Source organism: Paraburkholderia sp. UCT70, assembly GCF_050434085.1.
In the GTDB taxonomy this organism is placed as follows: domain Bacteria; phylum Pseudomonadota; class Gammaproteobacteria; order Burkholderiales; family Burkholderiaceae; genus Paraburkholderia; species Paraburkholderia tuberum.
The window spans coordinates 3,305,375-3,329,751 of record NZ_JBNPVZ010000004.1 but is presented as its reverse complement, the minus strand read 5'-3'; the positions used below and the strand labels follow the sequence as shown (position 1 = coordinate 3,329,751).

The 24,377-nt window shown below is 64.9% G+C and carries 21 protein-coding genes and 1 tRNA gene; 7 read left to right on the top strand and 15 right to left on the bottom strand.

All coding sequences use genetic code 11. The features are described from left to right. Positions 1–5 precede the first annotated feature (5 nt). Complete coding sequence (locus OKW41_RS41105) at positions 6–1,400, top strand: AmpG family muropeptide MFS transporter (RefSeq protein ID WP_429453654.1); 1,395 nt, start codon at positions 6–8, stop codon at positions 1,398–1,400. Next, positions 1,382–2,698: a M48 family metalloprotease gene (locus tag OKW41_RS41100; RefSeq protein WP_429575975.1), complete on the top strand. Its 1,317-nt coding sequence runs from the start codon at positions 1,382–1,384 to the stop codon at positions 2,696–2,698. Before OKW41_RS41105 ends, OKW41_RS41100 begins: the two co-directional genes overlap by 19 nt. Before the next feature lie 60 nt (positions 2,699–2,758). Here OKW41_RS41100 and OKW41_RS41095 read toward each other — a convergent pair whose 3' ends face one another. From OKW41_RS41095 to gatC, 5 genes are all read right to left on the bottom strand, one after another. Next, positions 2,759–3,538: an exodeoxyribonuclease III gene (locus OKW41_RS41095; RefSeq protein ID WP_429575974.1), complete on the bottom strand. Its 780-nt coding sequence runs from the start codon at positions 3,536–3,538 to the stop codon at positions 2,759–2,761. Positions 3,539–3,590: 52 nt separating this feature from the next. Next, positions 3,591–4,430: a PPK2 family polyphosphate kinase gene (locus OKW41_RS41090; protein WP_429453660.1), complete on the bottom strand. Its 840-nt coding sequence runs from the start codon at positions 4,428–4,430 to the stop codon at positions 3,591–3,593. 143 nt (positions 4,431–4,573) lie between these two features. Next, complete coding sequence (gene gatB, locus OKW41_RS41085) at positions 4,574–6,049, bottom strand: Asp-tRNA(Asn)/Glu-tRNA(Gln) amidotransferase subunit GatB (protein WP_429575973.1); 1,476 nt, start codon at positions 6,047–6,049, stop codon at positions 4,574–4,576. Between the two features lie 5 nt (positions 6,050–6,054). Next, entirely contained in the window at positions 6,055–7,542 is a 1,488-nt protein-coding gene (gatA, locus tag OKW41_RS41080; RefSeq protein WP_429575972.1) for an Asp-tRNA(Asn)/Glu-tRNA(Gln) amidotransferase subunit GatA, read from the bottom strand. A gap of 159 nt (positions 7,543–7,701) precedes the next feature. Continuing rightward, on the bottom strand, positions 7,702–8,001 hold the full coding sequence (gene gatC, locus OKW41_RS41075; RefSeq protein WP_018419087.1) for an Asp-tRNA(Asn)/Glu-tRNA(Gln) amidotransferase subunit GatC: 300 nt from the start codon (positions 7,999–8,001) through the stop codon (positions 7,702–7,704). 374 nt (positions 8,002–8,375) lie between these two features. Here gatC and OKW41_RS41070 point away from each other — a divergent pair, with 374 nt between their 5' ends. The 5 genes from OKW41_RS41070 to rodA all read left to right on the top strand — a co-directional run bounded on the left by OKW41_RS41070 (position 8,376) and on the right by rodA (position 14,836). Beyond that, positions 8,376–9,419 carry a rod shape-determining protein gene (locus OKW41_RS41070; RefSeq protein WP_004189550.1) on the top strand — a complete coding sequence of 348 codons (1,044 nt, stop codon included), beginning with the start codon at positions 8,376–8,378 and terminating at the stop codon, positions 9,417–9,419. A gap of 154 nt (positions 9,420–9,573) precedes the next feature. Further along, complete coding sequence (gene mreC, locus OKW41_RS41065; RefSeq protein WP_429453666.1) at positions 9,574–10,710, top strand: rod shape-determining protein MreC; 1,137 nt, start codon at positions 9,574–9,576, stop codon at positions 10,708–10,710. Then, positions 10,707–11,219: a rod shape-determining protein MreD gene (gene mreD / locus OKW41_RS41060; RefSeq protein WP_018419085.1), complete on the top strand. Its 513-nt coding sequence runs from the start codon at positions 10,707–10,709 to the stop codon at positions 11,217–11,219. The genes mreC and mreD overlap by 4 nt, the downstream gene beginning before the upstream one ends. Positions 11,220–11,298: 79 nt before the next feature. Then, positions 11,299–13,677 carry a penicillin-binding protein 2 gene (mrdA, locus tag OKW41_RS41055; RefSeq protein ID WP_429453668.1) on the top strand — a complete coding sequence of 793 codons (2,379 nt, stop codon included), beginning with the start codon at positions 11,299–11,301 and terminating at the stop codon, positions 13,675–13,677. A 10-nt stretch (positions 13,678–13,687) separates the two neighbouring features. Then, a complete protein-coding gene (gene rodA / locus OKW41_RS41050; RefSeq protein ID WP_429453670.1) occupies positions 13,688–14,836 on the top strand; it encodes a rod shape-determining protein RodA in 1,149 nt (382 codons plus the stop codon). An 83-nt stretch (positions 14,837–14,919) separates the two neighbouring features. Here rodA and OKW41_RS41045 read toward each other — a convergent pair whose 3' ends face one another. The 10 genes from OKW41_RS41045 to rsmB all read right to left on the bottom strand — a co-directional run bounded on the left by OKW41_RS41045 (position 14,920) and on the right by rsmB (position 24,214). After that, positions 14,920–15,621, bottom strand: a complete 702-nt coding sequence (locus tag OKW41_RS41045; protein ID WP_429576552.1) for a tetratricopeptide repeat protein — start codon at positions 15,619–15,621, stop codon at positions 14,920–14,922. A gap of 29 nt (positions 15,622–15,650) precedes the next feature. Further along, a complete protein-coding gene (locus OKW41_RS41040) occupies positions 15,651–16,433 on the bottom strand; it encodes an HpcH/HpaI aldolase family protein (RefSeq protein ID WP_429294279.1) in 783 nt (260 codons plus the stop codon). A gap of 191 nt (positions 16,434–16,624) precedes the next feature. Continuing rightward, on the bottom strand, positions 16,625–17,080 hold the full coding sequence (gene queD / locus OKW41_RS41035; protein ID WP_429576551.1) for a 6-carboxytetrahydropterin synthase QueD: 456 nt from the start codon (positions 17,078–17,080) through the stop codon (positions 16,625–16,627). Positions 17,081–17,089: 9 nt separating this feature from the next. Then, positions 17,090–17,722: a 7-carboxy-7-deazaguanine synthase gene (queE, locus tag OKW41_RS41030; RefSeq protein WP_013088055.1), complete on the bottom strand. Its 633-nt coding sequence runs from the start codon at positions 17,720–17,722 to the stop codon at positions 17,090–17,092. Between the two features lie 54 nt (positions 17,723–17,776). Beyond that, positions 17,777–18,508, bottom strand: a complete 732-nt coding sequence (gene queC / locus OKW41_RS41025) for a 7-cyano-7-deazaguanine synthase QueC (protein ID WP_187615130.1) — start codon at positions 18,506–18,508, stop codon at positions 17,777–17,779. A 395-nt stretch (positions 18,509–18,903) separates the two neighbouring features. Then, positions 18,904–18,979, bottom strand: a tRNA-Phe gene (locus OKW41_RS41020). 93 nt (positions 18,980–19,072) lie between these two features. Next, positions 19,073–19,762, bottom strand: coding sequence for a response regulator transcription factor EsaR (gene esaR / locus OKW41_RS41015; RefSeq protein WP_184069010.1), 690 nt, complete (start codon positions 19,760–19,762; stop codon positions 19,073–19,075). Beyond that, positions 19,763–22,189, bottom strand: coding sequence for an ATP-binding protein (locus OKW41_RS41010; RefSeq protein WP_429575971.1), 2,427 nt, complete (start codon positions 22,187–22,189; stop codon positions 19,763–19,765). Then, complete coding sequence (locus OKW41_RS41005; protein WP_090802240.1) at positions 22,179–22,778, bottom strand: DUF4390 domain-containing protein; 600 nt, start codon at positions 22,776–22,778, stop codon at positions 22,179–22,181. Before OKW41_RS41005 ends, OKW41_RS41010 begins: the two co-directional genes overlap by 11 nt. Continuing rightward, a complete protein-coding gene (gene rsmB, locus OKW41_RS41000) occupies positions 22,775–24,214 on the bottom strand; it encodes a 16S rRNA (cytosine(967)-C(5))-methyltransferase RsmB (RefSeq protein WP_429575970.1) in 1,440 nt (479 codons plus the stop codon). The genes OKW41_RS41005 and rsmB overlap by 4 nt, the downstream gene beginning before the upstream one ends. Positions 24,215–24,377 lie beyond the last annotated feature (163 nt).

Here is a 24,377-nt window from a genome sequence, read left to right as displayed (position 1 = left end):
TCCACATGTCGAACCCGCCGCACGAGGCGCCCGCACTTACCGCTCACGAAGAACATCCCGGCTGGCGCGCGTTTTTGAATACGCGCATGCTGATTTGCGTCTTTCTTGGCTTCACGTCGGGATTGCCGCTGTTTACGCTCGTCTACCTCGTGCAGGCGTGGCTGCGCTCGGAAGGCGTCAATCTGAAGGAAATCGGCCTCTTCGCGCTGATTCAGTTTCCGTACACCTGGAAATTCGTCTGGGCACCGCTGATGGACCGCTACGTACCGCGCGTGCCCGGTTGGCGGCCCGGCAGACGGCGCGGCTGGATGCTCGTCACGCAATTGCTCGTGGCCGGCGCGATGGCGACGCTCGGTTTCGTGTCGCCACGCGAATCGATCTGGACCGTCGCCGCGCTGACCGCTCTGGTCGCGTTCTTCGGCGCGAGCTCCGACATCGTGATCGACGCGTACCGGCGTGAATTGCTCAGCGACACGCAGCAGGGCCTCGGCAACGCGGTGCACGTGAACGCGTACAAGATCGCGGCGCTCGTGCCCGGTTCGCTCGCGCTGATTTTGTCCGATCATCTGCCGTGGAGCACCGTCTTCATCGTGACGGCCGCGTTCATGCTGCCGGGCGTTCTGATGACGCTGGTGGTGCGCGAGCCCGAGGTGCACGGCGAGCCGCCGAAGAACCTGCGCGAGGCGATCGTCGAGCCGTTCAGGGAATTCATTCAGCGCGACGGCTGGCGCGCTGCCCTTTTCGTGCTCGGCTTCATCTTCCTATACAAGCTCGGCGATACGATGGCGACCACGCTGTCCACGTCGTTCTTCCTCGACATCGGCTTTTCGCGCACGCAGATCGGCGTGATCGCCAAGACCACGGCGTTCGGCGCGAGTCTCGCGGGCGGCATCGTCGGCGGGATCTGGCTGATGAAGATCGGCATCGGCCGCGGCTTGTGGATCTTCGGTTTGCTGCAGATGGTGTCGACGCTCGGCTTCGCGTGGCTCGCGCATCTCGGCCCGGATTCGCCCGGACTTGCCGCGATTTACGACATTGCCGTCGCACTGAGCCAGGGGACGACGAAGCTGCTGTCGTTCGTCGGCATCGACTGGAGCGTGCAGCTCGATCCACGCTCGGTCGCGCTCGCGCTCGTGTACGGCTTCGAGACCTTCGCCACCGGTCTCACGATGGCCGCGTTCACCGCGTATATCGCGAGCACCACCGATCCGCGCTACACCGCGACGCAGTTCGCGCTGTTCACGAGCCTCGCGTCGGTGCCGCGCACGCTCGCGTCGGCGGCGAGCGGCTATGTGGTCGCGCGGATGGGCTGGTTCGACTACTTCATCCTCTGCACCGCGCTCGCGGTGCCCGGCATGCTGCTGCTGGTGCGTATCGCGCCGTGGAGGGACCGGTCGTGAAGGTACCGATTCCGACCCGCGCGCGCCGCACCACACTCAGCGCCGTAAGCGTCCTCGGTTGCGCGAGCGTCGCGCTGGCGATGCCGGCGGGCGCCTATGCGGCCGGCACGCCGGCGACTGGCGCCAGCCCGGTGAGCGGCGCGCAAGCGCCCGCGCCGGGCGCCGCCGCCGCGACCACCAGCGGTGCGACGCCCAACCCGGCCCCGATGCCTGCGGCCAAGTCCGCGACCAGCGGCACCAGCGCCGCGGAAAACGCGACTTCGGCTGCAGCCGGCAGCAGCGGCAACAACAGCGCCGGCGGTGCCAATCCTGGCGCGGATAACAGCACCGGTGCCAACGCCGGTGCCCCGAGCACGCCCAGCGCTAGCGGTAGCGCTCCGGGCGCCGCTACTTCCGGCTCCGCGCCGCAGCCCGCGCACCCCCCCGCCACCGCCAAAGCGCCCGCCACGGCATCGGCCCCCGCGGCCGTCCCGCCGCCCTACTACGTGAGCCCGCAACTGCGCTACGGCGGCTACATGGTGTTCCGCAACCTGATTCCGTCGTCGATGCTCGAGGCGCAGGCCGCCGAGGAGTTCAGCCAGATCGTCTACGGCGCCAGCCACGCGAACCGCCTGTACGGCGAGACGGACGCGCGCGTGACGCGCGTGCGCTCGATCATCGACCGGATGATTCCGTACTCGTTGAAATGGAACGAGCGAGCCAAGCTCTGGAAGTGGGAAGTCGCGGTGGTGCGCTCGAACGACATCCGCATGTACTGCCTGCCGGGCGGCAAGATCGTCGTCTATAGCGGGATTCTCGATCGCGTCCGCCTGAACGACAACGAGGTCGGCATGCTGATCGGCCATGAGATCGCGCACGCGTTGCGCGAGCACGCGCGCATGCGGCTCGGTCAGTTGCAGGCGAGCCAGCTCGATTCGTCCGGCACGATTCCGCGACTGTTCGGCCTCGCCGATCTGGGCATGGCGCCGCTCGGCATCGGTTCGCGTCTGCTGGAAATGAAGTACGAGAGCACCGACGAAACCGAAGCCGACGTGATTGGCAGCGATATCGCGTCGCGCGCCGGCTTCGATCCGCGCGCGGCGGTCACGCTGTGGGATAAGCTCGCGCAGGCGACGCGCGGCAGTCGCGAGCAGGGCTTCATCTACGTGCACCCGTACACGTCGGCGCGCCGCGACGACATCATCAAGCGGCTGCCGGACATGCTGCCGCTGTACGCGAAGGCAATCGGCAAGAGCGTCGACGAGTTGCCCGATTACGCAGGCATCGGTCGGCCGACCCGCAAGCCTGCGCGCGACTGATACCCCGCTTCTACCGACTGCTGGCAAGCCACTGCGCTGCACGCGCCGCTGCCGGCAGTTTCACTCTTCGACCTTATGGTCGTAGTCGACAGTCAGCGGCGCATGGTCGCTGAACTTGATATCGCGGAACACGTCGGTGCGCTTCGCCTTGCTTGCGATGCCCGGCGTCGCGATCTGGTAATCGATCCGCCACCCGACGTTCTTCGCATACGCCTGACCGCGATTGCTCCACCACGTGTACTGCTCGGGCCGCTGGTCGAGCGTGCGGAACACGTCCACATAACCGACTTCGTCGAACAGTTTGTCGAGCCATGCGCGCTCTTCAGGCAGGCAGCCCGAATTCTTCTGGTTGCTCTTCCAGTTCTTGATGTCGATTTCCTTGTGCACGATGTTCACGTCACCGCACACGATCACCTCGCGCTCCTTCGCCAACTCGGCGAGATGCGGCATGAACTCGTCCATGAAACGGAACTTGGCCTGCTGGCGCTCGTCGCCGCTCGACCCCGACGGCACATACACCGAGACCACCGACAGCTTGCCGAAACGCAGCTCGACGTAGCGCCCTTCCGGGTCGAACTCCTCGCTGCCGAAGCCGATGACCACTTCGTCCGGCTCATGACGCGTATAGACGCCCGCGCCGCTATAACCCTTTTTTACCGCATGCTGGAAATAGCCGGTGAAATCATGCGGCGCCATGAACTCCGGCGTCATGTCATCCTGCGAGCATTTGATTTCCTGCACGCAAAGCACGTCGGCGCCCTGTTCGCCGAACCAGTCGAAAAAGCCCTTCTTGGCCGCCGAGCGGATGCCGTTAAGGTTGGCGGTAATCACACGCAACATGTCTTTCCTCTTTTGTTCGATTCGTTTCTGAAGCCAAGGGGCAAGGCCGCGTTCACTCGACCTTGATGCCCTTCAGCGATTCCTTGGCCGGCGGATATTCGAGCTTCAGCGCGTCGAGCGTGCGCAGCAGCAGTTCGGCGACCATCACGTTGCGATGCGTCTTCGACTCGGCCGGAATCACGTACCACGGCGCGTATTCGGTCGACGTCGCGGCCAGTGTGTCGCGATACGCGGACTGATACGCGTCCCACTGCTTGCGCGCTTCGAGATCCGACACGTCGAATTTCCAGTGCTTCAGCGGATCGTCGATGCGCTCCTGCAAACGCACACGCTGCTCGTCCCTTGAAATGTGCAGCATGCACTTGAGAATCGTCGCGCCGCTGTCGGCGAGCATCTCCTCGAACTGACGGATGTGGCGGCACCGCTGCTGGAACGCCGCGGCGTCGAGCGCGCCCAGCACGGTCGGCACGAGCAGGTCTTCGTAGTGACTGCGGTTGAAGATCGTCAGCTCGCCGGCCGCGGGTGCCTGCGAATGCACGCGCCACAGGAAGTCGTGCGCAAGTTCGACGGGCGTCGGCGCCTTGAACGGCACGATGCGTAAGCCGAGCGGGTCCACTTCGTGAAATACCGCGCGGATCGTGCCGTCCTTGCCGCTCGTGTCCATGCCTTGCAGCACTAGCAGAACGCGGCGCTTGCGCTGCGCGTGCAGCCGCTCCTGCAGGTTGTCGAGCAGCAGGCCTACTTCCGACAGACGCGCGCGGTCAGCGTCTTTCGAGCCGCTCGAAAACGGCTTCGCCTTCGGATCGAAATGGTCGAGCGAGAAGTGGTTTTTTTTCTTGCCGTCGTCGAAATACGGCACGCGGAAATCGTCGAGATCGGGTTGCTTTGTCATGCATACACTCCAAGGTCTACGCTTACCTACGCTCAACCGGCTGAAGCGGGTCCGCAAAATAAAACGGGCCGTTGCCCTGCTTCGATCCGGCAACGGCCCGTGGTGACACGGGCGCGATCACGCCCGGCCCGCGGCACTTCAGCTCAGGACAACTTCTTCTTGAGCAATTCATTGACCTGAGCAGGGTTGGCCTTACCCTTGGTTGCTTTCATCGCCTGACCGATCAGCGCGTTGAACGCCTTTTCCTTGCCGGCGCGATATTCGTCGACCGACTTCTGGTTCGCGGCGAGCACTTCGTCGATGATCGCTTCGAGCGCGCCGGTGTCCGAAATCTGCTTCAAGCCTTTCGCCTCGATGATGCGATCGGCAGCGGCTTCGTCGGTGGCCTTCTCTTCCCAGATCGCGAGGAAGATTTCCTTCGCGATCTTGTTCGAGATCGTACCGTCGGCAATACGTTGCAGAACCAGCGCCAGCTGCGCGGCCGAGACCGGGCACGCGGCAATGTCGAGGCCTTCGCGATTGAGCTGCGACGACACTTCACCCATCACCCAGTTCGCCGCGACCTTCGCGTTGGCCGCACCGAACTTGGCGACCACCGCTTCGTAGTAAGCGGCCGTCGCCTTGCTCGAGGTCAGCACGTTCGCGTCGTACGGCGTGAGTCCGTACTGCGACACGAAGCGCCGCTGGATCGCTTCCGGCAGTTCCGGCATCTCGCTCTTTACGCGCTCGACCCACGCGGCGTCGATCACGAGCGGCATCAGGTCGGGGTCGGGGAAATAGCGGTAGTCGTGCGCGTCTTCCTTGCTGCGCATCGAACGCGTCTCGCGCTTGTCCGGATCGTACAGACGCGTTTCCTGCACCACCGTGCCGCCGTCTTCGATCAGTTCGATCTGGCGACGCACTTCGTACTGGATCGCTTCCTCGAGGAAGCGGAACGAGTTCAGGTTCTTGGTCTCGGTGCGCGTGCCGAATTCCTTCTGGCCGACCGGACGCACCGACACGTTCGCGTCGCAGCGGAACGAGCCTTCCTGCATGTTGCCGTCGCAGATGCCAAGCCACACGACGAGCGTGTGCAGCGACTTCGCGTAGGCAACGGCCTCGGCCGCGCTACGCATTTCCGGCTCGGTGACGATTTCGAGCAGCGGCGTGCCGGCGCGATTCAGGTCGATGCCGGTCATGCCCGCGAAGTCTTCGTGCAGCGACTTGCCCGCGTCTTCCTCGAGGTGGGCGCGCGTCAGGTTGATGGTTTTCTCGTACGCTTCCTTGCCCGCCTTTTCATTGGCCGGCACCTGGATCGTCACCTGACCGCCCTGCACGACGGGAATTTCGTACTGGCTGATCTGGTAGCCCTTCGGCAGGTCCGGGTAGAAATAATTCTTGCGCGCGAAGATGCTGCGCGTCGCCACCGTTGCGCCGATCGCGAGGCCAAACTGAATGGCGCGTTCGACCGCGCCGCGGTTCATCACCGGCAGCGTGCCCGGCAAGGCCAGATCGACGGGGCTGGCCTGCGTGTTCGGCGCGGCGCCGAATTGGGTCGCGGTGCCCGAGAAGATTTTCGAATGCGTCGACAACTGCGTGTGGGTCTCCAGACCGATCACGACTTCCCATTGTTTGGTCATGGTGCTCACACTCCTGCCGGTGCCTGACGGTGCCAGTCGGTCGCGCGCTGGAAGGCGTCGGCCACCTGCAGCATCCGGGCTTCATTGAAATAGTTGCCGATGATCTGCAGACCGACCGGACGCTGCGCATTCGCGCCCGCGCCGAAACCGCACGGCACGCTCATGCCAGGCAGGCCGGCGAGGCTCACCGACAGCGTGTAGATGTCGGCCAGATACATCTGCACCGGATCGTCGCCCTTCGCGCCGATGTCCCACGCCACCGACGGCGCGACCGGTCCCATGATCACGTCGCACTGCTTGAACGCTTGCTGGAAGTCCTGCGCGATGATGCGGCGGATCTTCTGCGCCTGCAGGTAGTACGCGTCGTAGTAGCCGTGCGACAGCACGTAGGTGCCGACCAGAATGCGGCGCTTCACTTCCGGGCCGAAGCCTTCGGCGCGCGACTTCTTGTACATGTCGAGCAGATCGCGGTACTCGGCCGCGCGATGGCCAAACCGCACGCCATCGAAACGCGACAGGTTCGACGATGCTTCGGCCGGCGCGATCACGTAGTAGACCGGGATCGACAGTTCGGTCTTCGGCAGCGACACCTCGACGAGCGTCGCGCCGAGCGCTTCGTACTGCTTCAAGGCGGCGTCGATCGACGCGCGCACGTCGTCGGCGAGACCGGGGCCGAAATACTCCTTCGGCAGGCCGATGCGCAGACCGGCGAGCGGCTTGTCCGTGCCGCCGTCCTGCCACGACTTGCCGAGATAGCGCGTGTAGTCCTCGTGCCCGTGCGAGAGGCTCGTCGAGTCGCGCTCGTCGAAGCCGGCCATCGCGTTGAGCAGCGTCGCGCAGTCCGCGGCGCTTTGCGCCATCGGGCCGCCCTGGTCGAGCGACGACGCGAACGCGATCATGCCGTAGCGCGACACCCGGCCGTACGTCGGCTTAATGCCGGTGATACCCGAGAACGACGCCGGCTGGCGGATCGAGCCGCCGGTGTCGGTGCCGGTCGCGGCGGGCGCGAGACGCGCGGCCACGGCGGCCGCGGAGCCGCCCGACGAACCGCCCGGCACGGCCTTGCGGTCCCACGGATTCTGCACGGCGCCGAAGTACGAATTCTCGTTGGACGAGCCCATCGCGAACTCGTCCATGTTGGTCTTGCCCACGCACACCATGCCGGCGTTCTGCAGACGCGCGACCACGGTCGCGTCGAACGGGCTTTCGTAGTTCGCGAGCATCTTCGAGCCGGCCGTGGAACGCCAGCCCTTCGTGACGAACACATCCTTGTGCGCGATCGGCAGGCCGACCAGCGGGCCCGCATGGCCGGTGTGCAGCAGCGCGTCGGCGGCTTTCGCCTGCGCGAGCGTCAGCTCGGGATCGACCTGGATGAACGCGTTCAGGCTATTGGCCGCGTCGATCCGCTTCAGGTACAGCTGCGCCAGTTCGACTGCGGAGCATTCCTTGTCCGCGAGCGCGGCGCGCAGTTCGGTCAGACTTTTTTCATGCATTGCGTTTTATCCTGGAAAGCGCGGCAGCGTGGTCATGCTGCCGTGGAGGCGTTCGGTTGCCCGTCGGCAGACCGGACCGGCAAGGTTCGCGGCGAAGCCGTGCGGCTGCGGCACGGAGGCTCGCGCCGGCGCTAGGCCCTGGGGCCTGCCCGGCAGGTCTTATTCGATCACCTTCGGCACGAGGTACAGGCCGTCCTGCACGGCCGGCGCGGGGCGCTGGAAAGCCTCGCGCTCGACCGTCTCGGTAACGGCGTCGTCACGCAGACGCAGCGCGACGTCTTCGATCTGCTCGATCGGGTGGGCAAGCGGCGCGATGCCGGTGGTATCGACCGCCTGCATCTGCTCGACGAGGCCGAAAAAATCATTGAGCTGGGCACGCGTATGCTCGGCGTCGGCATCGGCCAGTTCGAGCCGCGCGAGATGCGCGATGCGTTTTACATCGGTCAGGGTCAGAGCCATGCAGTCACCGGGAAGGGTGGAATGTCACAAAACTTTAAAAAAGTTGCGTTGTAACAATGGGTTACGACAAGATAGGACAAGACTGGGAAAGGAATGGCGGGGTCAAAAAGTGCCCTCCGTTTCCTGCAAAACATCCAAAATTATAAGGTATCATTACGCGTTCGACCCAAACCCGGACCGACTTACCAAGGCTTTACGGACAATTCCAACAACGTCCGGCGCTTTCCGCCTTGGCTTTGCAACGGCCTCCGGTAGACTCCCCCGCAGCTTCAAGTTCCTGTGGCGCCGCTTCGCCCGGTTGAAGCTGTTATTTATTCCGCTGCCGCCCTACGCATACGGTGCGAGGCCCGGCCCCCAGCGAGACAGGATTTTGAATGTTCGGTTTTTTGCGCAGCTACTTCTCCAACGATCTGGCCATTGACCTCGGCACCGCCAACACGCTTATCTACATGCGTGGCAAGGGCATCGTTCTCGATGAACCGTCGGTCGTGTCGATCCGCCAGGAAGGCGGCCCCAACGGCAAGAAGACCATTCAGGCAGTCGGCAAGGAAGCCAAGCAGATGCTGGGCAAGGTGCCGGGCAACATCGAGGCGATCCGCCCGATGAAAGACGGCGTGATCGCCGACTTCACCGTCACCGAGCAGATGATCAAGCAGTTCATCAAGACTGCCCACGAATCGCGCATGTTCTCGCCGTCGCCGCGCATCATCATTTGCGTGCCGTGCGGTTCGACCCAGGTCGAGCGTCGCGCGATCAAGGAAGCCGCGCACGGCGCGGGCGCCTCGCAGGTGTACCTGATCGAAGAACCGATGGCCGCCGCGATCGGCGCGGGCCTGCCGGTGTCGGAAGCAACGGGTTCGATGGTCGTCGACATCGGCGGCGGCACGACAGAAGTCGGTGTGATCTCGCTCGGCGGCATCGTGTACAAGGGCTCGGTGCGCGTCGGCGGCGACAAGTTCGACGAAGCGATCGTCAACTACATCCGCCGCAACTACGGCATGCTGATCGGCGAACAGACCGCCGAAGCCATTAAGAAGGAAATCGGCTCGGCGTTCCCGGGCTCCGAAGTCAAGGAAATGGAAGTGAAGGGCCGCAATCTGTCGGAAGGCATTCCGCGCAGCTTCACGATCTCCAGCAACGAAATCCTCGAAGCGCTGACCGATCCGCTGAACCAGATCGTGTCGTCGGTGAAGATCGCACTGGAACAGACGCCGCCGGAACTCGGCGCGGACATCGCGGAGCGCGGCATGATGCTGACCGGCGGTGGCGCGCTGCTGCGCGACCTCGATCGCCTGCTCGCCGAAGAAACCGGCCTGCCGGTGCTCGTCGCCGAAGACCCGCTGACCTGCGTCGTGCGCGGCTCGGGCATGGCGCTCGAACGCATGGACAAGCTCGGCAGCATCTTCTCGTACGAGTAAGCGAGTCTTCCTCCCATGTCAGTAGCGCGGATCTGGCACACGGCCCCTTGCGGGCCGCTTTGTCGTTGGCTGGGCCGACCAGCCTCCGCGCGCTGACCGCGCGCGCCTTGCGCGTCGCCGTCTCACCCAACCGCTCACGCCCCCGGCGCCGACCATGGAATACAGTCCGCCGCCCCTGTTCAAGCAAGGCCCCTCCGCTCTGGCCCGACTGGTGTTCTTCGTCGTGCTGGCGCTCGCCCTGCTGATCTCCGATGCCCGCTTCCAGACGCTCGAAATCGTCCGCGGCGTGCTCGGCGCGGGTCTTTATCCTTTGCAGCGCGCAGCGCTCGTGCCGCGCGACATCTTCATGGGCGCCGCCGACCTCGCCGTGACGAGCGCCACGCTACGCGACGAGAACGCGAAGCTGCGCGCGAAGGATCTGCGGCTGGCGCAGCAGGCCAATCTGGCCGCGTCGCTCGCCGCCGAAAATGGCCATCTGCGCGCGCTGATGCAACTGTCGCAGAGCCTCACCACGCAATCGCTGCCCGCCGAAATCCAGTACGACACGCGCGATCCGTTCACGCAGAAGGTCGTGATCGGACGCGGCGCGCAGCAAGGCATCCAGAACGGCTCGCCGGTCGTCGACGAAGATGGCGTGATCGGCCAGGTCACACGGGTGTTCCCGCTGCAGGCCGAAGTCACGCTGCTGACGGACAAGGACCAGGCGGTGCCGGTCGAAATTCTGCGCACCGGCTTGCGCAGCGTGATCTACGGTACGCCGAAGGGCGACACGCTCGATCTGCGCTTCGTGCCGATCAGCGCCGACGTCCAGACCGGCGACGAGCTCGTCACGAGCGGCCTCGACGGCGTGTATCCGCCGGGGCTGCCGGTCGCGAAGGTCGTGCGCGTCGACAAGCAGGCCGACACCGCGTTTGCGCGCGTAGTCAGTCTGCCGGTCGCCGCGGTGCGCGGTGCGCGTCAGGTGCTCGTGCTGCACGTCCAGAACAACGCGCCGCCGCGCCCGGCGGACGAATCCGATGCGGCAACCGTCGCGAAGGAAGCGAAAGCGAAGAAGGGCGCCAAAGCAGCGGACGGCAAGGGCGCGGCGGACAAATCCGCCGCCAAGCCAGCCGACAGGAACGCCGCCGACAAAGCGGCGACCGAAAAGCCCGCAGCCAAATCCGTGGAAAAGGCGCCGGGCAAAGCTGCGGCCGACAAGAAGTCCGAAAAACCCGCAGCCGACAGGAAAGCCGAAAAGCCGGCCGCCGCAAAGAACGTGAAGCCGCAAGCCGAGCCGGGGGCTCAGCCATGAATCGCCCGCAATACATCCTGCAGCCGGTCAACCCGTACTTCATCGCGTTCAGCCTCGCTTCCGCGTTCCTGCTGAACCTGATGCCGTGGGGGCGTCTCGCCGGCGTGCCCGATTTCGTCGCACTCGTGCTGCTGTTCTGGAATGTCCATCAGCCGCGCAAGGTGGGCATGGGCATCGCGTTTCTGCTCGGTCTGCTGATGGACGTGCACAACGCGAGCCTGCTCGGCGAGCACGCGCTCGCCTACACGCTGCTGTCGTACGGCGCGATCACGATTCACCGCCGCGTGCTGTGGATGTCGCTCGGCGTGCAAACGTTCGCGGTGATGCCGCTGCTCGTCGTCGCGCAACTGGTGCCGTTCGTGATCCGGTTGTTGACCGGCGCGGCGTTTCCGGGCTGGAGTTATCTGATCGACGGTTTCGTCGAAGCTGCGCTGTGGCCGGTCGCCAGCATCTTGCTGCTGATGCCGCAGCGCCGCCCCGCCGACCCGGACGATACGCGCCCCATTTGATCCCGCATCGGGCCCACCGGCCGCGGCCAGTTTGGGCGCACACTCTTGATGGCCGCATGCCGGCCTTTTGCAGAATCGCATGACCGAATTCAAGGACACTCAACAGCAGCTCACGAAATTCCGCCTGCGCGTCGCGGCGGCGGGCCTGTTCGTGTTTGTCTGCTTCGGGCTGATCGGCTTCCGGTTCCTGTTCCTGCAGGTCTGGCACTACAGTAAGTACTCGCTGCAAGCCGATGAAAACCGCATCTCCGTCGCGCCGATCGTGCCGAACCGCGGCATCATCACCGACCGGAACGGCGTCGTGCTCGCGAAGAACTACTCGGCCTATACGCTCGAAGTCACGCCGTCGAAGCTGAACGACACGCTCGATAACGTGATCGACAACCTCGCCACCGTCGTGTCGATCGATGCGCGCGACCGTCGCCGCTTCAAGAAGCTGCAGGAAGACTCGAAGAACTTCGAAAGTCTGCCGATCCGCACGCGCCTGACCGACGACGAAGTAGCGCGCTTCACCGCGCAGCGCTTCCGCTTCCCTGGCGTCGAAGTGCGCGCGAGGCTGTTCCGCCAGTACCCGCTCGGGCCGACCGCCGCACACGTGATCGGCTACATCGGACGGATTTCGCAACGCGACCAGGACCGCATCGACGACGCCAGCGATCAGAACGCCAGCGATCCGGACCACTACGATCCGCGTCTTGACGCGAACAACTACAAGGGCACCGATTACATCGGCAAGATCGGCGTCGAGCAGAGCTACGAGACCGAGCTGCACGGCCAGACCGGTTTCGAGGAAGTCGAGGTGACGGCGGGCGGCCGTCCGGTACGTACGCTGTCGCGCACCCAGGCGACGCCGGGCAACAACCTCGTGCTGTCGCTCGACATCGGCCTTCAGCAGGTCGCCGAGCAGGCGTTCGCCGGACACCGCGGCGCGCTCGTCGCGATCGAGCCGTCCACCGGCGACGTGCTCGCGTTCGTGTCGGCACCGAGCTTCGATCCGAATTCCTTCGTCGACGGCATCGACCAGCAGACCTGGGACGAGCTGAACAACTCGCCCGACCATCCTCTCCTGAACCGGCCGCTGCACGGCACCTATCCGCCGGGCTCGACCTACAAGCCGTTCATGGCGCTCGCCGCGCTGACGCTGCACAAGCGCACGCCGAGCTGGGGCTTCCAGGACCCCGGTTACTACACGTTCGGCGGCCACACGTTCCGCAACGACGTGCGCTCGGGCCAAGGCTGGATCGACATGAACCGCGCGATCGTCGTGTCGAACGACACGTACTTCTACATGCTCGCGCACGATCTCGGCGTCAACAACATCGCGAACTTCATGAAGCCGTGGGGCTTCGGGCAGATCACCGGCATCGACATCGCCGGCGAAGCGAAGGGCATCCTGCCGTCGACCGACTGGAAGCGCCACGCGTACCGCCGCCCCGAGCAGCAGAAGTGGTACGAAGGCGAAACGGTCAGCCTCGGCATCGGCCAGGGCTACAACTCGTTCACGATCCTGCAGCTCGCCCATGCCACCGCAACGCTCGCGAACAACGGCGTCGTGATGAAGCCGCACCTCGTGCGCGACATCGAGAATCCGATCACCAAGGACACGCGGCCGGTGGTGCGCGATCCGAGCGACAAGATCGCGGTCAAGCAGCAGGACATCGACTTCATCAAGCGCGCGATGGAAGGCGTGGTCACGAACGGCACGGCGGCCAAAGTGTTCGCGGGCGCGCCGTACCAGGCGGCCGGCAAGACCGGTACCGCGCAGGTGTACTCGCTGCAAGGCGCGAACTACAAAGGTCACGCGGTTGCCGAGAATTTGCGCGATCACGCGCTGTTCATCGCCTTCGCGCCGGCCGATCAACCGAAGATCGCACTCGCGCTGATCGTCGAAAACGGCGGCTGGGGCGCGGAGTCGGCCGGTCCGATCGCGCGCAGGGTGCTCGACTATTACCTGGTCGGCAAGAACAAGCCCGGCGCGGAAGAAGCGGCCGTCGCGGTAGCGGCATCGACCACGCTCGAAGCATCCGCGCCGCAGGTCGGCGATACGCCGGCCTCGCATGAGGGCGCTCACTCGCTCAAGATTGCGGCGGGCTTTACGGCACTGCCGATGCCGGGGGCGGCGGCTGCCGCAGCGGCCTCGGGTGCGTCGACGGCCGTTGCGGCTTCGGGCGCGAATGGCGCGTCTGCGCCGGTGGCGGCGTCGGCTGGCGCGGCGGCAACGGTGCCGGCGGCCAGCGCGCCGGCAGCGGCTTCGGCCACCGCGGCGCGCGCGGCCTCGGCGGCGAAGCCGGCATCGGCTTCGTCCGCGGCAAAGAAATCCGCGTCGCGTACGTCCGGCGCCCCGCACCAACCCCGTCCGGCAAGCGAGCCGGCGCCGAGCGTCGCGGCACCATCGCGCGAGGACAGCTTCCAGGGCGCGTCGCCGCGCCAGCCGGCCGCCGGCGGCATCGACGAATAAGGAGAAAGGCATGCAATTCGACAAGCGCGCCTGGCTCGAGCGCATCAAGCGGATGTTCGTAGGCTTCGACCGTCCGCTCGCACTGATCGTGTTTCTGCTGCTGTGCGTCGGCATCGTCACGCTGTACAGCGCGACGCTCGACATGCCGGGCCGCGTCGAAGACCAGTTGCGCAACATCCTGCTCACCTTCGTGCTGATGTGGGGGCTCGCCAATGTGCCGCCCAATACGCTGATGCGCTTCGCGGTCCCGCTCTACGCGTTCGGGATCGCGCTACTGGTCGCGGTCGCGATGTTCGGCCTTACGCGCAAGGGCGCGAAGCGCTGGATCAACGTCGGCGTGGTGATCCAGCCATCGGAAATCCTGAAGATCGCGACACCGCTGATGCTCGCCTGGTACTACCAGCGCCGCGAAGGCGTGATGCGCTGGTACGACTACCTGGTCGGGTTCGTGATCCTCATCGTGCCGGTCGGCCTGATCGCGAAGCAGCCCGACCTCGGCACGGCCGTGCTCGTGTTCGCGGCCGGCCTGTTCGTGATTTACTTCGCGGGGCTGAGCTTCAAGCTGATCGTGCCGGTGCTGATCGCGGCCGTGATTGCGGTTGCGTCGATCGCGGCGTTCCAGGACAAGATATGTCAGCCCGAAGTGCAGTGGCCGCTGATGCACGACTACCAGAAGCACCGCATCTGCACGCTGCTCGATCCGACCTCGGACCCGCTCGGCAAAGGCTTCCACACGATTCAAGCGGTGATCGCGATCGGCTCGGGCGGCCCGCTCGGCAAGGGTTGGCTGAAGGGTACGCAGGCGCATCTGGAGTTCATCCCCGAGAAGCACACCGACTTCATCTTCGCGGTGTTTTCGGAAGAGTTCGGTTTGGCAGGCGGAATCGTGCTGCTCACGCTGTACATGCTATTGATCGCGCGCGGGCTCTACATCGCGGCAAACGGCGCGACATTGTTCGGGCGATTATTGGCCGGCTCGTTGACGATGGCGTTCTTCACGTACGCGTTCGTCAATATCGGCATGGTGAGCGGGATTTTGCCGGTGGTCGGCGTGCCGTTGCCGTTCATGAGTTACGGTGGCACCGCGCTGACTACATTGGGCGTCGCGATCGGGCTGATCATGAGCGTCGCGCGACAGAAGCGGTTGATGCAGAGCTAACCCGTAGCTAGCGGTACGCTAGCAAACGACAATGCAAAAAAGGGCGCTCGCTGCGAGCGCCCTTTTGCTTTCTTGCTGCTTCATTACTGCGGCTTCACTTCCTTCTGATCGCGCAGCTGCGCGCTCAACTGCTGATACTTCAGGCGCGCGGCCGGATCGCCCTGCGCCGCCGCGGCCGCGTAATACGCGCGCGCCACATTCAGATTCCGGTCGACGCCATCGCCGCCACGCTCGTAGAACGAGCCGGTCACATACTGCGCGGTCATGTCGCCGCCCTGCGCCGCTTTCTTGTACCAGACGAACGCCTGCTTGTTGTCACGCTCGGTACCGCGTCCGTCGAGGAACTGATTCGCGAGTGCGAGCTCCGCCTGCACATGGCCCTGCGCGGCCGCCTTCATGAACCAGCGATGCGCCTCCACCGGATCGCGCTCGACGAACTCGCCATCGTCGTACATCTTGCCGTACACGTATTGCGCGTGCGACATGTTCGCGTCGGCGGCCTTGCGCAGCCACTTCTTGCCTTCGTCGACGTTGACCGGCGTGCCTTCGCCGTTGAGCAGCATCATCGCGTAATTGAACTGGGCGAGCCGGCTGCCGCGCTCGGCGGCCTGGCGGAATTCGGTCAGCGCCGCGCCGAGATTGCCGGCGTTGTAGTCGGCCACCGCGGATTGCGTCTGCGGATCGTTCGCTTTGGCGACGTGATCCTGTGCATACGCGGCGTTCCACGCCCCAGTCGCGAGCAGCGCCACCGCCATGGTCACTTGCGCGGTCACTCGCGTGATCATCCGCCCGGCGCCCCCCAGCACTCTGCCGTTCATGACCTCACCTCCTGTAATGCCTGGCGCGTCGCGCGCAACATCCAGATCACGTCGGCGGCTAGCGCGACGAAGCGAAAACCGGCGTCGCGATGCTGCCGCGCGCTCGCCACGTCCATCGCGAAGATGCCGGCGGCAATGCCGGCCTTGTCCGCCGCGCTGACTATACGCGCCATCGCGACCTGCACGTCCGCGTGTTTCGCGTCGCCGAGATGACCAAGGCTCGCGGCGAGATCGGCCGGACCGACGAACAGGCAATCGACGCCCGGCGTCGCCGCGATCTGCTCGACCTCCCGCAAGCCGCGCGCCGATTCGATCTGCACAATCGTCGCGATCTGTGCGTTGGCCGTCTGCACGTAATCACGCCGCATGCCGTAACCGGCCGCGCGCACGACGCCCGCGACGCCGCGCAGGCCGTCGAGCGCCTCGGCGGTCGGATATTGGGTGAGCCGCACGGCGCGTGCCGCGTCTTCAGCGGATTCGATGTTCGGGAACATCAGCGTTCGCGCGCCGGCGTCGAGCACGCGCTTGACGAGCCACGGCTCGCTCGCGGGCACCCGCACCACCGGCTCGCTCGGCAGATGGGCGGCGGCAATCGCGCGCAATTGCGACTCGACGCCGCCGCTATCGTTGGGCGCGTGCTCCATGTCGATCAGCAGCCAGTCGAAGCCGGCGTGCGCGAGTGCTTCCGCGGCGGCCTCGCTGCCGAGCGACAACCACAGCCCGATCAGCGGCGCGTTGTCCTTCAGACGTTGTTTGAGGGAGTTGGTGAAGGTGCTCATCGGCTGGCCTCGCGCAGGTTTGCAGTGCGAAGCGGGGCCAGATAGCGGATCAGGCAGGCACCGGGGCGCTGACGGCCTCGTTGCCTGCTGCGACGCAATGCGGTGACCGGCATGTCTCGCTCCGTGTGTTGGTCGGAACGATCATACCGTGACAATAACGCGAGAGTTCGTTCGCGCGGCGGGGCGTGGATTCAGGTGTGAAGCGAGTCGCGGACCACCTCGGCCCAGCAATTCGGCGTCTCGTACAGACGCACTTTGTGCAGGCGCAGGTTCACGCCGTAGTGCGCGTCGTAGACGTTCGCGAGAATGTCGAACGCAATCGCGGCGAGGTTTTCGACGGTCGGAATGCGATCGATCACCACCGTCTTGTGACCCGCCATGCTGTCGAGGAAGTCACGCACCTGCGTGTCGCCTTCGTAGACGAGAAACGCGTGGTCCCACTTGTCGACCAGGTGCTCGTTGGCGAGCGACTTCACGTCGGCAAAGTCCATCACCATGCCGCGATCGGGCGCGCCTTCGGTGTCGACCAGATCGCCTTGCAGCGTGATTTCGAGCACGTAGCGATGGCCATGCAGATTACGGCACTGGCTGCGGTGATCGGGAATGCGGTGGCCCGCGTCGAATTCGAGTTTTCGGGTAATCGTCAGCACGGCAAATCAGGGAATGTTCAGATACTTGTGAGTCTGCATCGACAGGCGCCACTGCGGATGACGTTTGCACCAGTCGATCGCGAGCTTCGTGTTGATGTCGCGCGACGGGCCGTCCATCGGTTGGACGAGGAAATACTCGAAGTCGAGCTTGGCGTAGTCGGCGAGGCGCTGGTTGTCCTGCGGGATCACGACCTTCAGTTCGTTGCCCTTCGTCACGACGAGCGGCGCGTCGGCCTTCGGGCTCACGCAGATCCAGTCGATCGTGTCGAGCACCGGCAGCGAGCCGTTGGTCTCGATCGCGATCTCGAAGCCGGCCGCGTGCAGCGCGTCGACGAGCGGCTGATCTATCTGCAGCATCGGCTCACCGCCGGTGCACACGACGAAGCGTTCGCCCTCGCCTTGCGGCCATTGCGACGCGATCATCGCGACCAGTTCGTCAGGTGTGCGGTACTTGCCGCCGTTCTCGCCGTCGGTGCCCACGAAATCGGTGTCGCAGAACCGGCAGACGGCTTCCGCGCGATCCTCTTCGCGGCCCGACCACAGATTGCAGCCCGCGAAACGGCAGAACACGGCCGGCCGCCCGGCATTCGCGCCCTCGCCCTGCAACGTGTAGAAAATTTCCTTGACCGCGTACGTCATGCTGCTTTCTGTCCTGTGTTCCTGAATCAATGATGGGCGCTTTCGCGCGAGCCGTCAGACCGGCTCGGTGACTTTTTCGCCGGCGAGGTAGGCCTCATAGCCACGTTTGCGCAACCGGCATGCCGGGCATTCGCCGCAGCCGAAGCCCCATGAGTGCAACTCGGCCCGTTCGCCGACGTAGCAGGTATGCGTCTCGACGCGCACCAGTTCCACCAATGCGTCGCCGCCGAGCGCGCGCGCGAGGCGCCACGTGTCGGCCTTGTCGAGCCACATCAGCGGCGTCTCCAGCGCGAAGCGCGTGTCCATGCCGAGATTCAGCGCGACCTGCAGCGCCTTCATCGTGTCGTCGCGGCAATCGGGGTAGCCCGAGAAGTCCGTCTCGCACATCCCGCCGACCAGCACCTGCAAACCGCGCCGATACGCGATGGCCGCGGCGATCGTCATGAACATCAGATTGCGGCCCGGCACGAACGTGTTCGGCAACCCATTGGCCGTGGCTTCGATTTCGATCTCGCGCGTCATCGCGGTGTCGCTGATCGCGCCGAGCAGCGACAGGTCGATCGTGTGATCGTCGCCGAGACGATCGGCCCACGCCGGAAACGCACGCACGACGGCCTGACGGAATCCTTCGCGGCATTCGAGTTCGACACGATGACGCTGACCATAATCGAAGCCGACCGTTTCGACCGTGTCGTAACGGTCGAGCGCCCACGCGAGACACGTGGCGGAATCCTGGCCGCCGGAAAACAGCACGAGCGCGCTACGCTTAGCGTCTTTGCGGATCACCGTGATACTCCGTGAATGAGAGTGCCACGTCGCGCTGCGCGAGGTGCGCCATGCAAGCAACGCGGCGCGACGTGTGCCGGCACTGTGCCGGCCCAAAGCAGTATAGGTCGCGCGTTGCGCGGGAACGTGGCTGGGCGCTTATACCGCCGATCGTCGGGCGAAGGATTGGGTGCTTGGGTGCGACATGCTCGGCACTGCATTCGCGCGGTGCACGACCGCGTGCGACGCCTGCATGCAAGTCCTTGAACTGGCGCGATTTTATCACGCGACACCGAATGTCGCCGACGCCAGCTGTCCCACGCGCGCGGCTTCAACTGCATGGCAAGCCGAAGTGACGACTTGTCCGCCAAACGGAAAAGCCCCAGGGAATCTTGCGATTTCCTGGGGCCGAATCCTGGTGGCCTGGGGCGGAATCGAACCACCGACACGCGGATTTTCAATCCGCTGCTCTACCAACTGAGCTACCGGGCCAACGAAGAGCGAAACTATATCAAGCGATCCGCACTTCAGCAAGCCCTTTCATAAATAATTTGCCGGGTTGCGTTCGCATGCAACACGTGGCGCTCACTCCCCTTTGTTCTTGCCGAGATCGACGCCGAGTTGCTTCAGCTTGCGATAAAGATGCGTGCGCTCGAGACCTGTCTTCTCCGCGACACGCGTCATGCTGCCGTTCTCGCGCGCGAGGTGATATTCGAAGTACGCGCGCTCGAACGCATCGCGCGCATCGCGCAGCGGAATGTCGAACGAGATCGACGCGGTTTGCGCGGCGAGCGCGCCGCCGCCGACGCCATCGGACGACAGTATCGGCAACGCGGCCGCCGACGCGACTGACGATGCGCTGACCGGCAACGCCGGCTTCGCAGCCACGCCGCCAGGCACGGCCGCCGCGTTACCACGCGCGAGTCCCTGCTCGACCGCCTTTAGTAGCTTCTGCAACGCGATCGGCTTTTCGAGGAAGTTGAGCGCGCCGATCTTGGTGGCCTCGACCGCGGTGTCGATCGTCGCGTGACCGGACATCATGATGACGGGCATCGTCAATTGACCTTGCGCGGCCCATTCCTTGAGCAGCGTCACGCCGTCGGTGTCCGGCATCCAGATGTCGAGCAGCACGAGGTCCGGTGCCTGACGCAGACGGAACTCGCGCGCCTCCTGCGCGTTTTCAGCGGCCTCCACGACGTGTCCCTCGTCGCTGAGGATCTCCGAGAGCAGTTCCCGGATGCCCATTTCATCATCTACCACCAGGATGGTTGCCATTTACGCTGCCCTTGTCTGCACTGTTGCTTTTGTGGTTCCCTGCGACGCGCCGCCGTGCGCCGGATGCGCAACCGAACCAGGTGCACCCGGCTGCGCGGGGTCGTCCGCCAGTTGAAGGAAGAGAATCGAAATCTGCGCGCCTTCGATCACGTCGCCGGCCTTCATGCGATTGCGAATGTCGATGCGCGCGCCATGTTCGTCGACGATCTTCTTGACCATCGCAAGTCCCAGACCCGTACCCTTGGCCTTGGTCGTCACGTACGGCTCGAACGCGCGCGTGAGGATACGCGCGGGGAAGCCTGGCCCGTTGTCCGACACTGTCAGACGGACCGCGACGCGTGCCTTGCCTTGCGCGTCGGGGTCTCCGTATTCTACTGTCCTCGTCTCGAGCAAAACACGCGGATGCGCGACTTCGGCGACCGCGTCCTGCGCGTTCTGCAGCAGGTTGTGGATCACCTGACGCAACTGCGTTGCGTCGCCGCGTATCGCGGGCAAGGCCGCGAGTTCGACCTGGATCGCGCCCTTGCCTTCTTCGATACCGTACAGCGTGAGCACCTCGCTGACCAGACCATTCAATTGCAGATGCGCGAGTACCGCGGGCGGTGTGCGCGCGTAGTCGCGGAAATCGTCGACCATCCGCTTCATCGCGGCGACCTGATTGACGATCGTCGTCGCGCCGCGCTTCAGCACGTCCGCATCCGACGGCGCGAGCTTGTCGGCGAGTTTCATCTGCAAACGCTCGGCCGACAGTTGAATCGGCGTGAGCGGATTCTTGATCTCGTGCGCGAGGCGCCGCGCGACTTCGCCCCATGCGATCGAACGCTGCGCGGAGATCACGTCGGAGATGTCGTCGAACACGATCACGTAGCCCGCGGTCTGCATGTCTTCAGCGTCGCGCTCGTTCGCCGCGACGAGGCGCGCGCCGCGCACGAGCAGCGTGAGCGGCTCGGTTTCGCCGGGCACCGGCACCGAGAACTGTTGCTGCCAATGGCCGTTGTGGTCATGGCCGTCTTCACTCGCCGCTTCGCGATCGGCGAATGCCTTGCGCACCATCGCGCCGAATTCGCCGAGCACGCCGATCTGATCGAGCGAGGAACCGAGCACCGTCTGGAACGGCTGACGGAAAATCCGCTCGGCGCCTCGATTCGCGGTGGTCAGCCGGAATTGCCGGTCGAACACGAACACACCCGCGGTCAGGTTCGCGAGGATGCTCTCGAGATACGCCTTCGAATGCTCGAGCGCGATACGATTTTTCTCGACCGCCCCGCGCGCTTCCGACAACTGCCGCGTCATCGCATTGAACGACTGCGTGAGGAAACCGAGTTCGTCGCGCGACTTGATCTCGCGCTTTGGCGTGTAGTCGCCCTCGGTGATTTCCTTCGTGCCCTGCGCGAGCAGGAATAGCGGCCGCGCAAGCTGATTGCCGAGCGCCAGCGCGAGCATCATCGCGATGAAAGTCGCGAGAAACAGCGACAGGGTCAGCGTGCCGATGTACATCTTGCGCAAGCCGGTGCGGCCGAGCGCCTTCTCCTGATACTCGCGATACGCGCGCTGCACTGAATCGGCATTGCGCGCAAGTGTCGTCGAGACCGGCTGCGTCAGTTGCAGGAAGCGCTCGGCGGGCTGCAACAGCGACGCGTTCGCATCGGGAATACGCTGCACCACGCGCAGACGTAGCGCTCCCTTGCCGCCGTGCGCATTCGGATCGCCGTCCACTTCGCCTTCGATCGCCGCATAGCCGTGGCCACGCGCCTGCTCGATCATCAGCGGTGTCGGCAGATCGTTCGGCAGGAGCATCGCGTAGTTGCCGGACGCCTGCGCGACCACGTGCATGTCCGGCGTCGCGCCAGACATGCTGCGGGTCGGCTCGACGATCGTCGCGTCCTGCACACCGAACTGGTCGCGCAAACGCAGCAGCGTCAACGTGGTGCCGGCCGCATCCGCGCTCGCGAGCTGCTCGGACATCAGACGCGCCTTCGTCTGCAGATCGGACAGCGACGCGTCGAGCATGCCGCGCCCGAGGTTGAGGCCGGACGCGAGCGCGGTTTCGACGTTCACGTCGAACCACGACTCGATGCTGCGCGACACGAACTGATAGGACACGATATAGATAATGCCGCCCGGCACCACGCCGACCAGCGCCATGAAGAACGCGAGCTTCGCGAGCAGCCGTGTGCCGAATTTGCCCGTGCGTAATCGCACGATGATGATGACGACGAGCGTCGCCACCACCAGCAGAAAGATCAACGCGACCGCGACGTTGGCCGCATACAGCCACTGGTAATAGCGGTCGAAGAATTCGGTGTTCGCGCTGGCGGCGGCCAGCAACACGAGCAGCAACACGGCCGTCACCGCGACCGTCGACACGAGCACGCGCACGACGATGCTGCTGACACTGGTGGAAGATGAGCGCACTTTATTTAGCACGATCGGCGGCCGTGAAAGTGAAGCGCTTCCAATCGGAGGCGAGGTTCCAGTCGCGGTTGTTCACCGCGTCGATCTGGAACGGCTTGGGCATCAGCCCGATGTCGAGTTGCATGCGCACGGACGCGTTATAGGTTTCGCCGACCCGCACCTGATTGCGGTCGATCACGTGCCACGACGTCACGTGCTTGATCACCGCGAGCGCATCGTTGAGCGTGGAAAAGCCGAGCTGCAAGCCGCCCGACTGCACGCTCGACACGCGATATTCGCGCGTGAGTGGCTGAAACGACAGCCGCAAACTTTGCGACACGCTGACCGGCTGCTCGTCAAACCAGTACCAGCGCGGCCGGCTCAGTTCGAAATCGGTCGTGAAATAAAGCGGAATGCCTTTGTTGACCGCGTCTTCGAGATTGCTGTTCAGCTCGAATTCGAAATGCGCGTCGAGACTCCAGCCGCCGTTGTCGGCCTGCAGCGACGCCCGCTGCACCGCGATCGAGTCAGCGTGCGCCGCGCCCGGCGCTGCAAGCCAGACGGCCAGCGCGATCCAGAGCACGGCAGCGAGCCGAAGCGGGAAGAAGCGTTTTATGGTCACCGTTTCTGAAAGCGCGCGTAGAAAAATCCGTCGTGGTCTGAGTTCGTGCCGGCGCTGAATTCAGCGGGTCGTTCAGCATGAGAACCGGCCGATGGGTCGGCGGGCGCGCGGGCAACTGAGGGTAAAAGCTGCCCCGGCGCGTCCAATCGTACCGCATCCTGGTGCTGGTTTCCAAACCACTGTGCCTGCAACTCGCCCTCCTCGGGGAAGATCGAACAGGTAACGTAAAGCAACTCGCCGCCCGGTTTCACGAGCGGCCACAGCGCGTCGAGAATGCGGCGCTGTTCGGCGACGAGCGCGGCGATATCGGACTGACGACGCAGCCAGCGAATATCCGGATGACGCCGCACGATGCCCGACGCCGAGCACGGCAGGTCGGCGAGGATGCGGTCGAACGGCTGGTCGAGGTCGTCGTGCCATTGCGCGGGGTTGCCCGCGTCGCCGATGCGCACTTCCGCTTCGAGCTTCAGACGCCGCAGGTTATCGCCGATGCGGCGCGCGCGAGAGGCATCGCTTTCGAGCGCGACCAGTTGAATGTTGGCGAGTTCGAGCAGATGGCCGGTCTTGCCGCCAGGGGCCGCGCATGCGTCGAGCACGCGCATGCCGTCACGCACGCCAAGTAATTGCGCCGCGAGTTGCGCAGCTGCGTCCTGCACGGACACGACACCTTCGCTGAAGCCCGGAATGCGCTCGACCGGCATTGGCATCGCGAGCGTGACCGCGTGCTCGCCAGCCTTGCTTGCGGCGATCTGCTGGCGTTGCAGCACTTGCAGATAGGCGTCGACCGTCGAATGGCGCGCGTTCACGCGCAACGTCATCGGACCCTGCGTGTTGCCGGCGGCCAGCACCGATTGCCACGCCTCGGGCCATGCGCGCTTCACCGCGTCGATCCACCAGGCCGGATAGTTCCAGCGCGCTACTTCATCGGCTTGCACGGAGGCGAGCAACGTGTCGCGCTCGCGCAAGAAGTTGCGCAGCACCGCGTTGACGAGCCCCTTCGCGAACGCGAACTCGCGACGCGCGCCAATCACCCTGACCGCCTGGTCGACGACCGTGAACGGCGTGTAGGCGGCGCTCGCTTCGTCGTCGACGAGCAGCGCGAGCGCGCACGCGAGCACATGCGCGACGTGCGGCGGAGGCGCCTTCTTCACCAGCTTCGCGATCAGCCACTCGGCGGTCGCGAGACGGCGCATCGTGCGATAGGCGATATCCTGCACCGCGCCGCGCGCTGCTGCGGCGCTGTCCTCGGGCACCGCCACGAAAACGCTTTGCAGCGCCGCGGGCAAGGCCGCGCCGAGACGCACGGCGCCGACGGCCTGGGCCGCGCAATCGAGTGCGAACCCGAGCGATTCGGGCGACAGTTGCAGCGTCGACAAACGGGATTCGCGCGAACGCGCCGACGAGGAAGCAGAACGCGAAGAAGGCTTTGAAGTCATGAAGGGAGCAAGGGCAAGCCGCACGGTGCGCGCGGCGCAATCAGCGCACATTGTAGCGTGGCGCCGGTGGGGCGCCGCCATGCGTGGGTGTTCGCCGTAGACGCTGTCGCGCAGTGGCGACGAACGGTGCGAAAAAAAGCGGGCCTCGCGGGCCCGCTCTTCA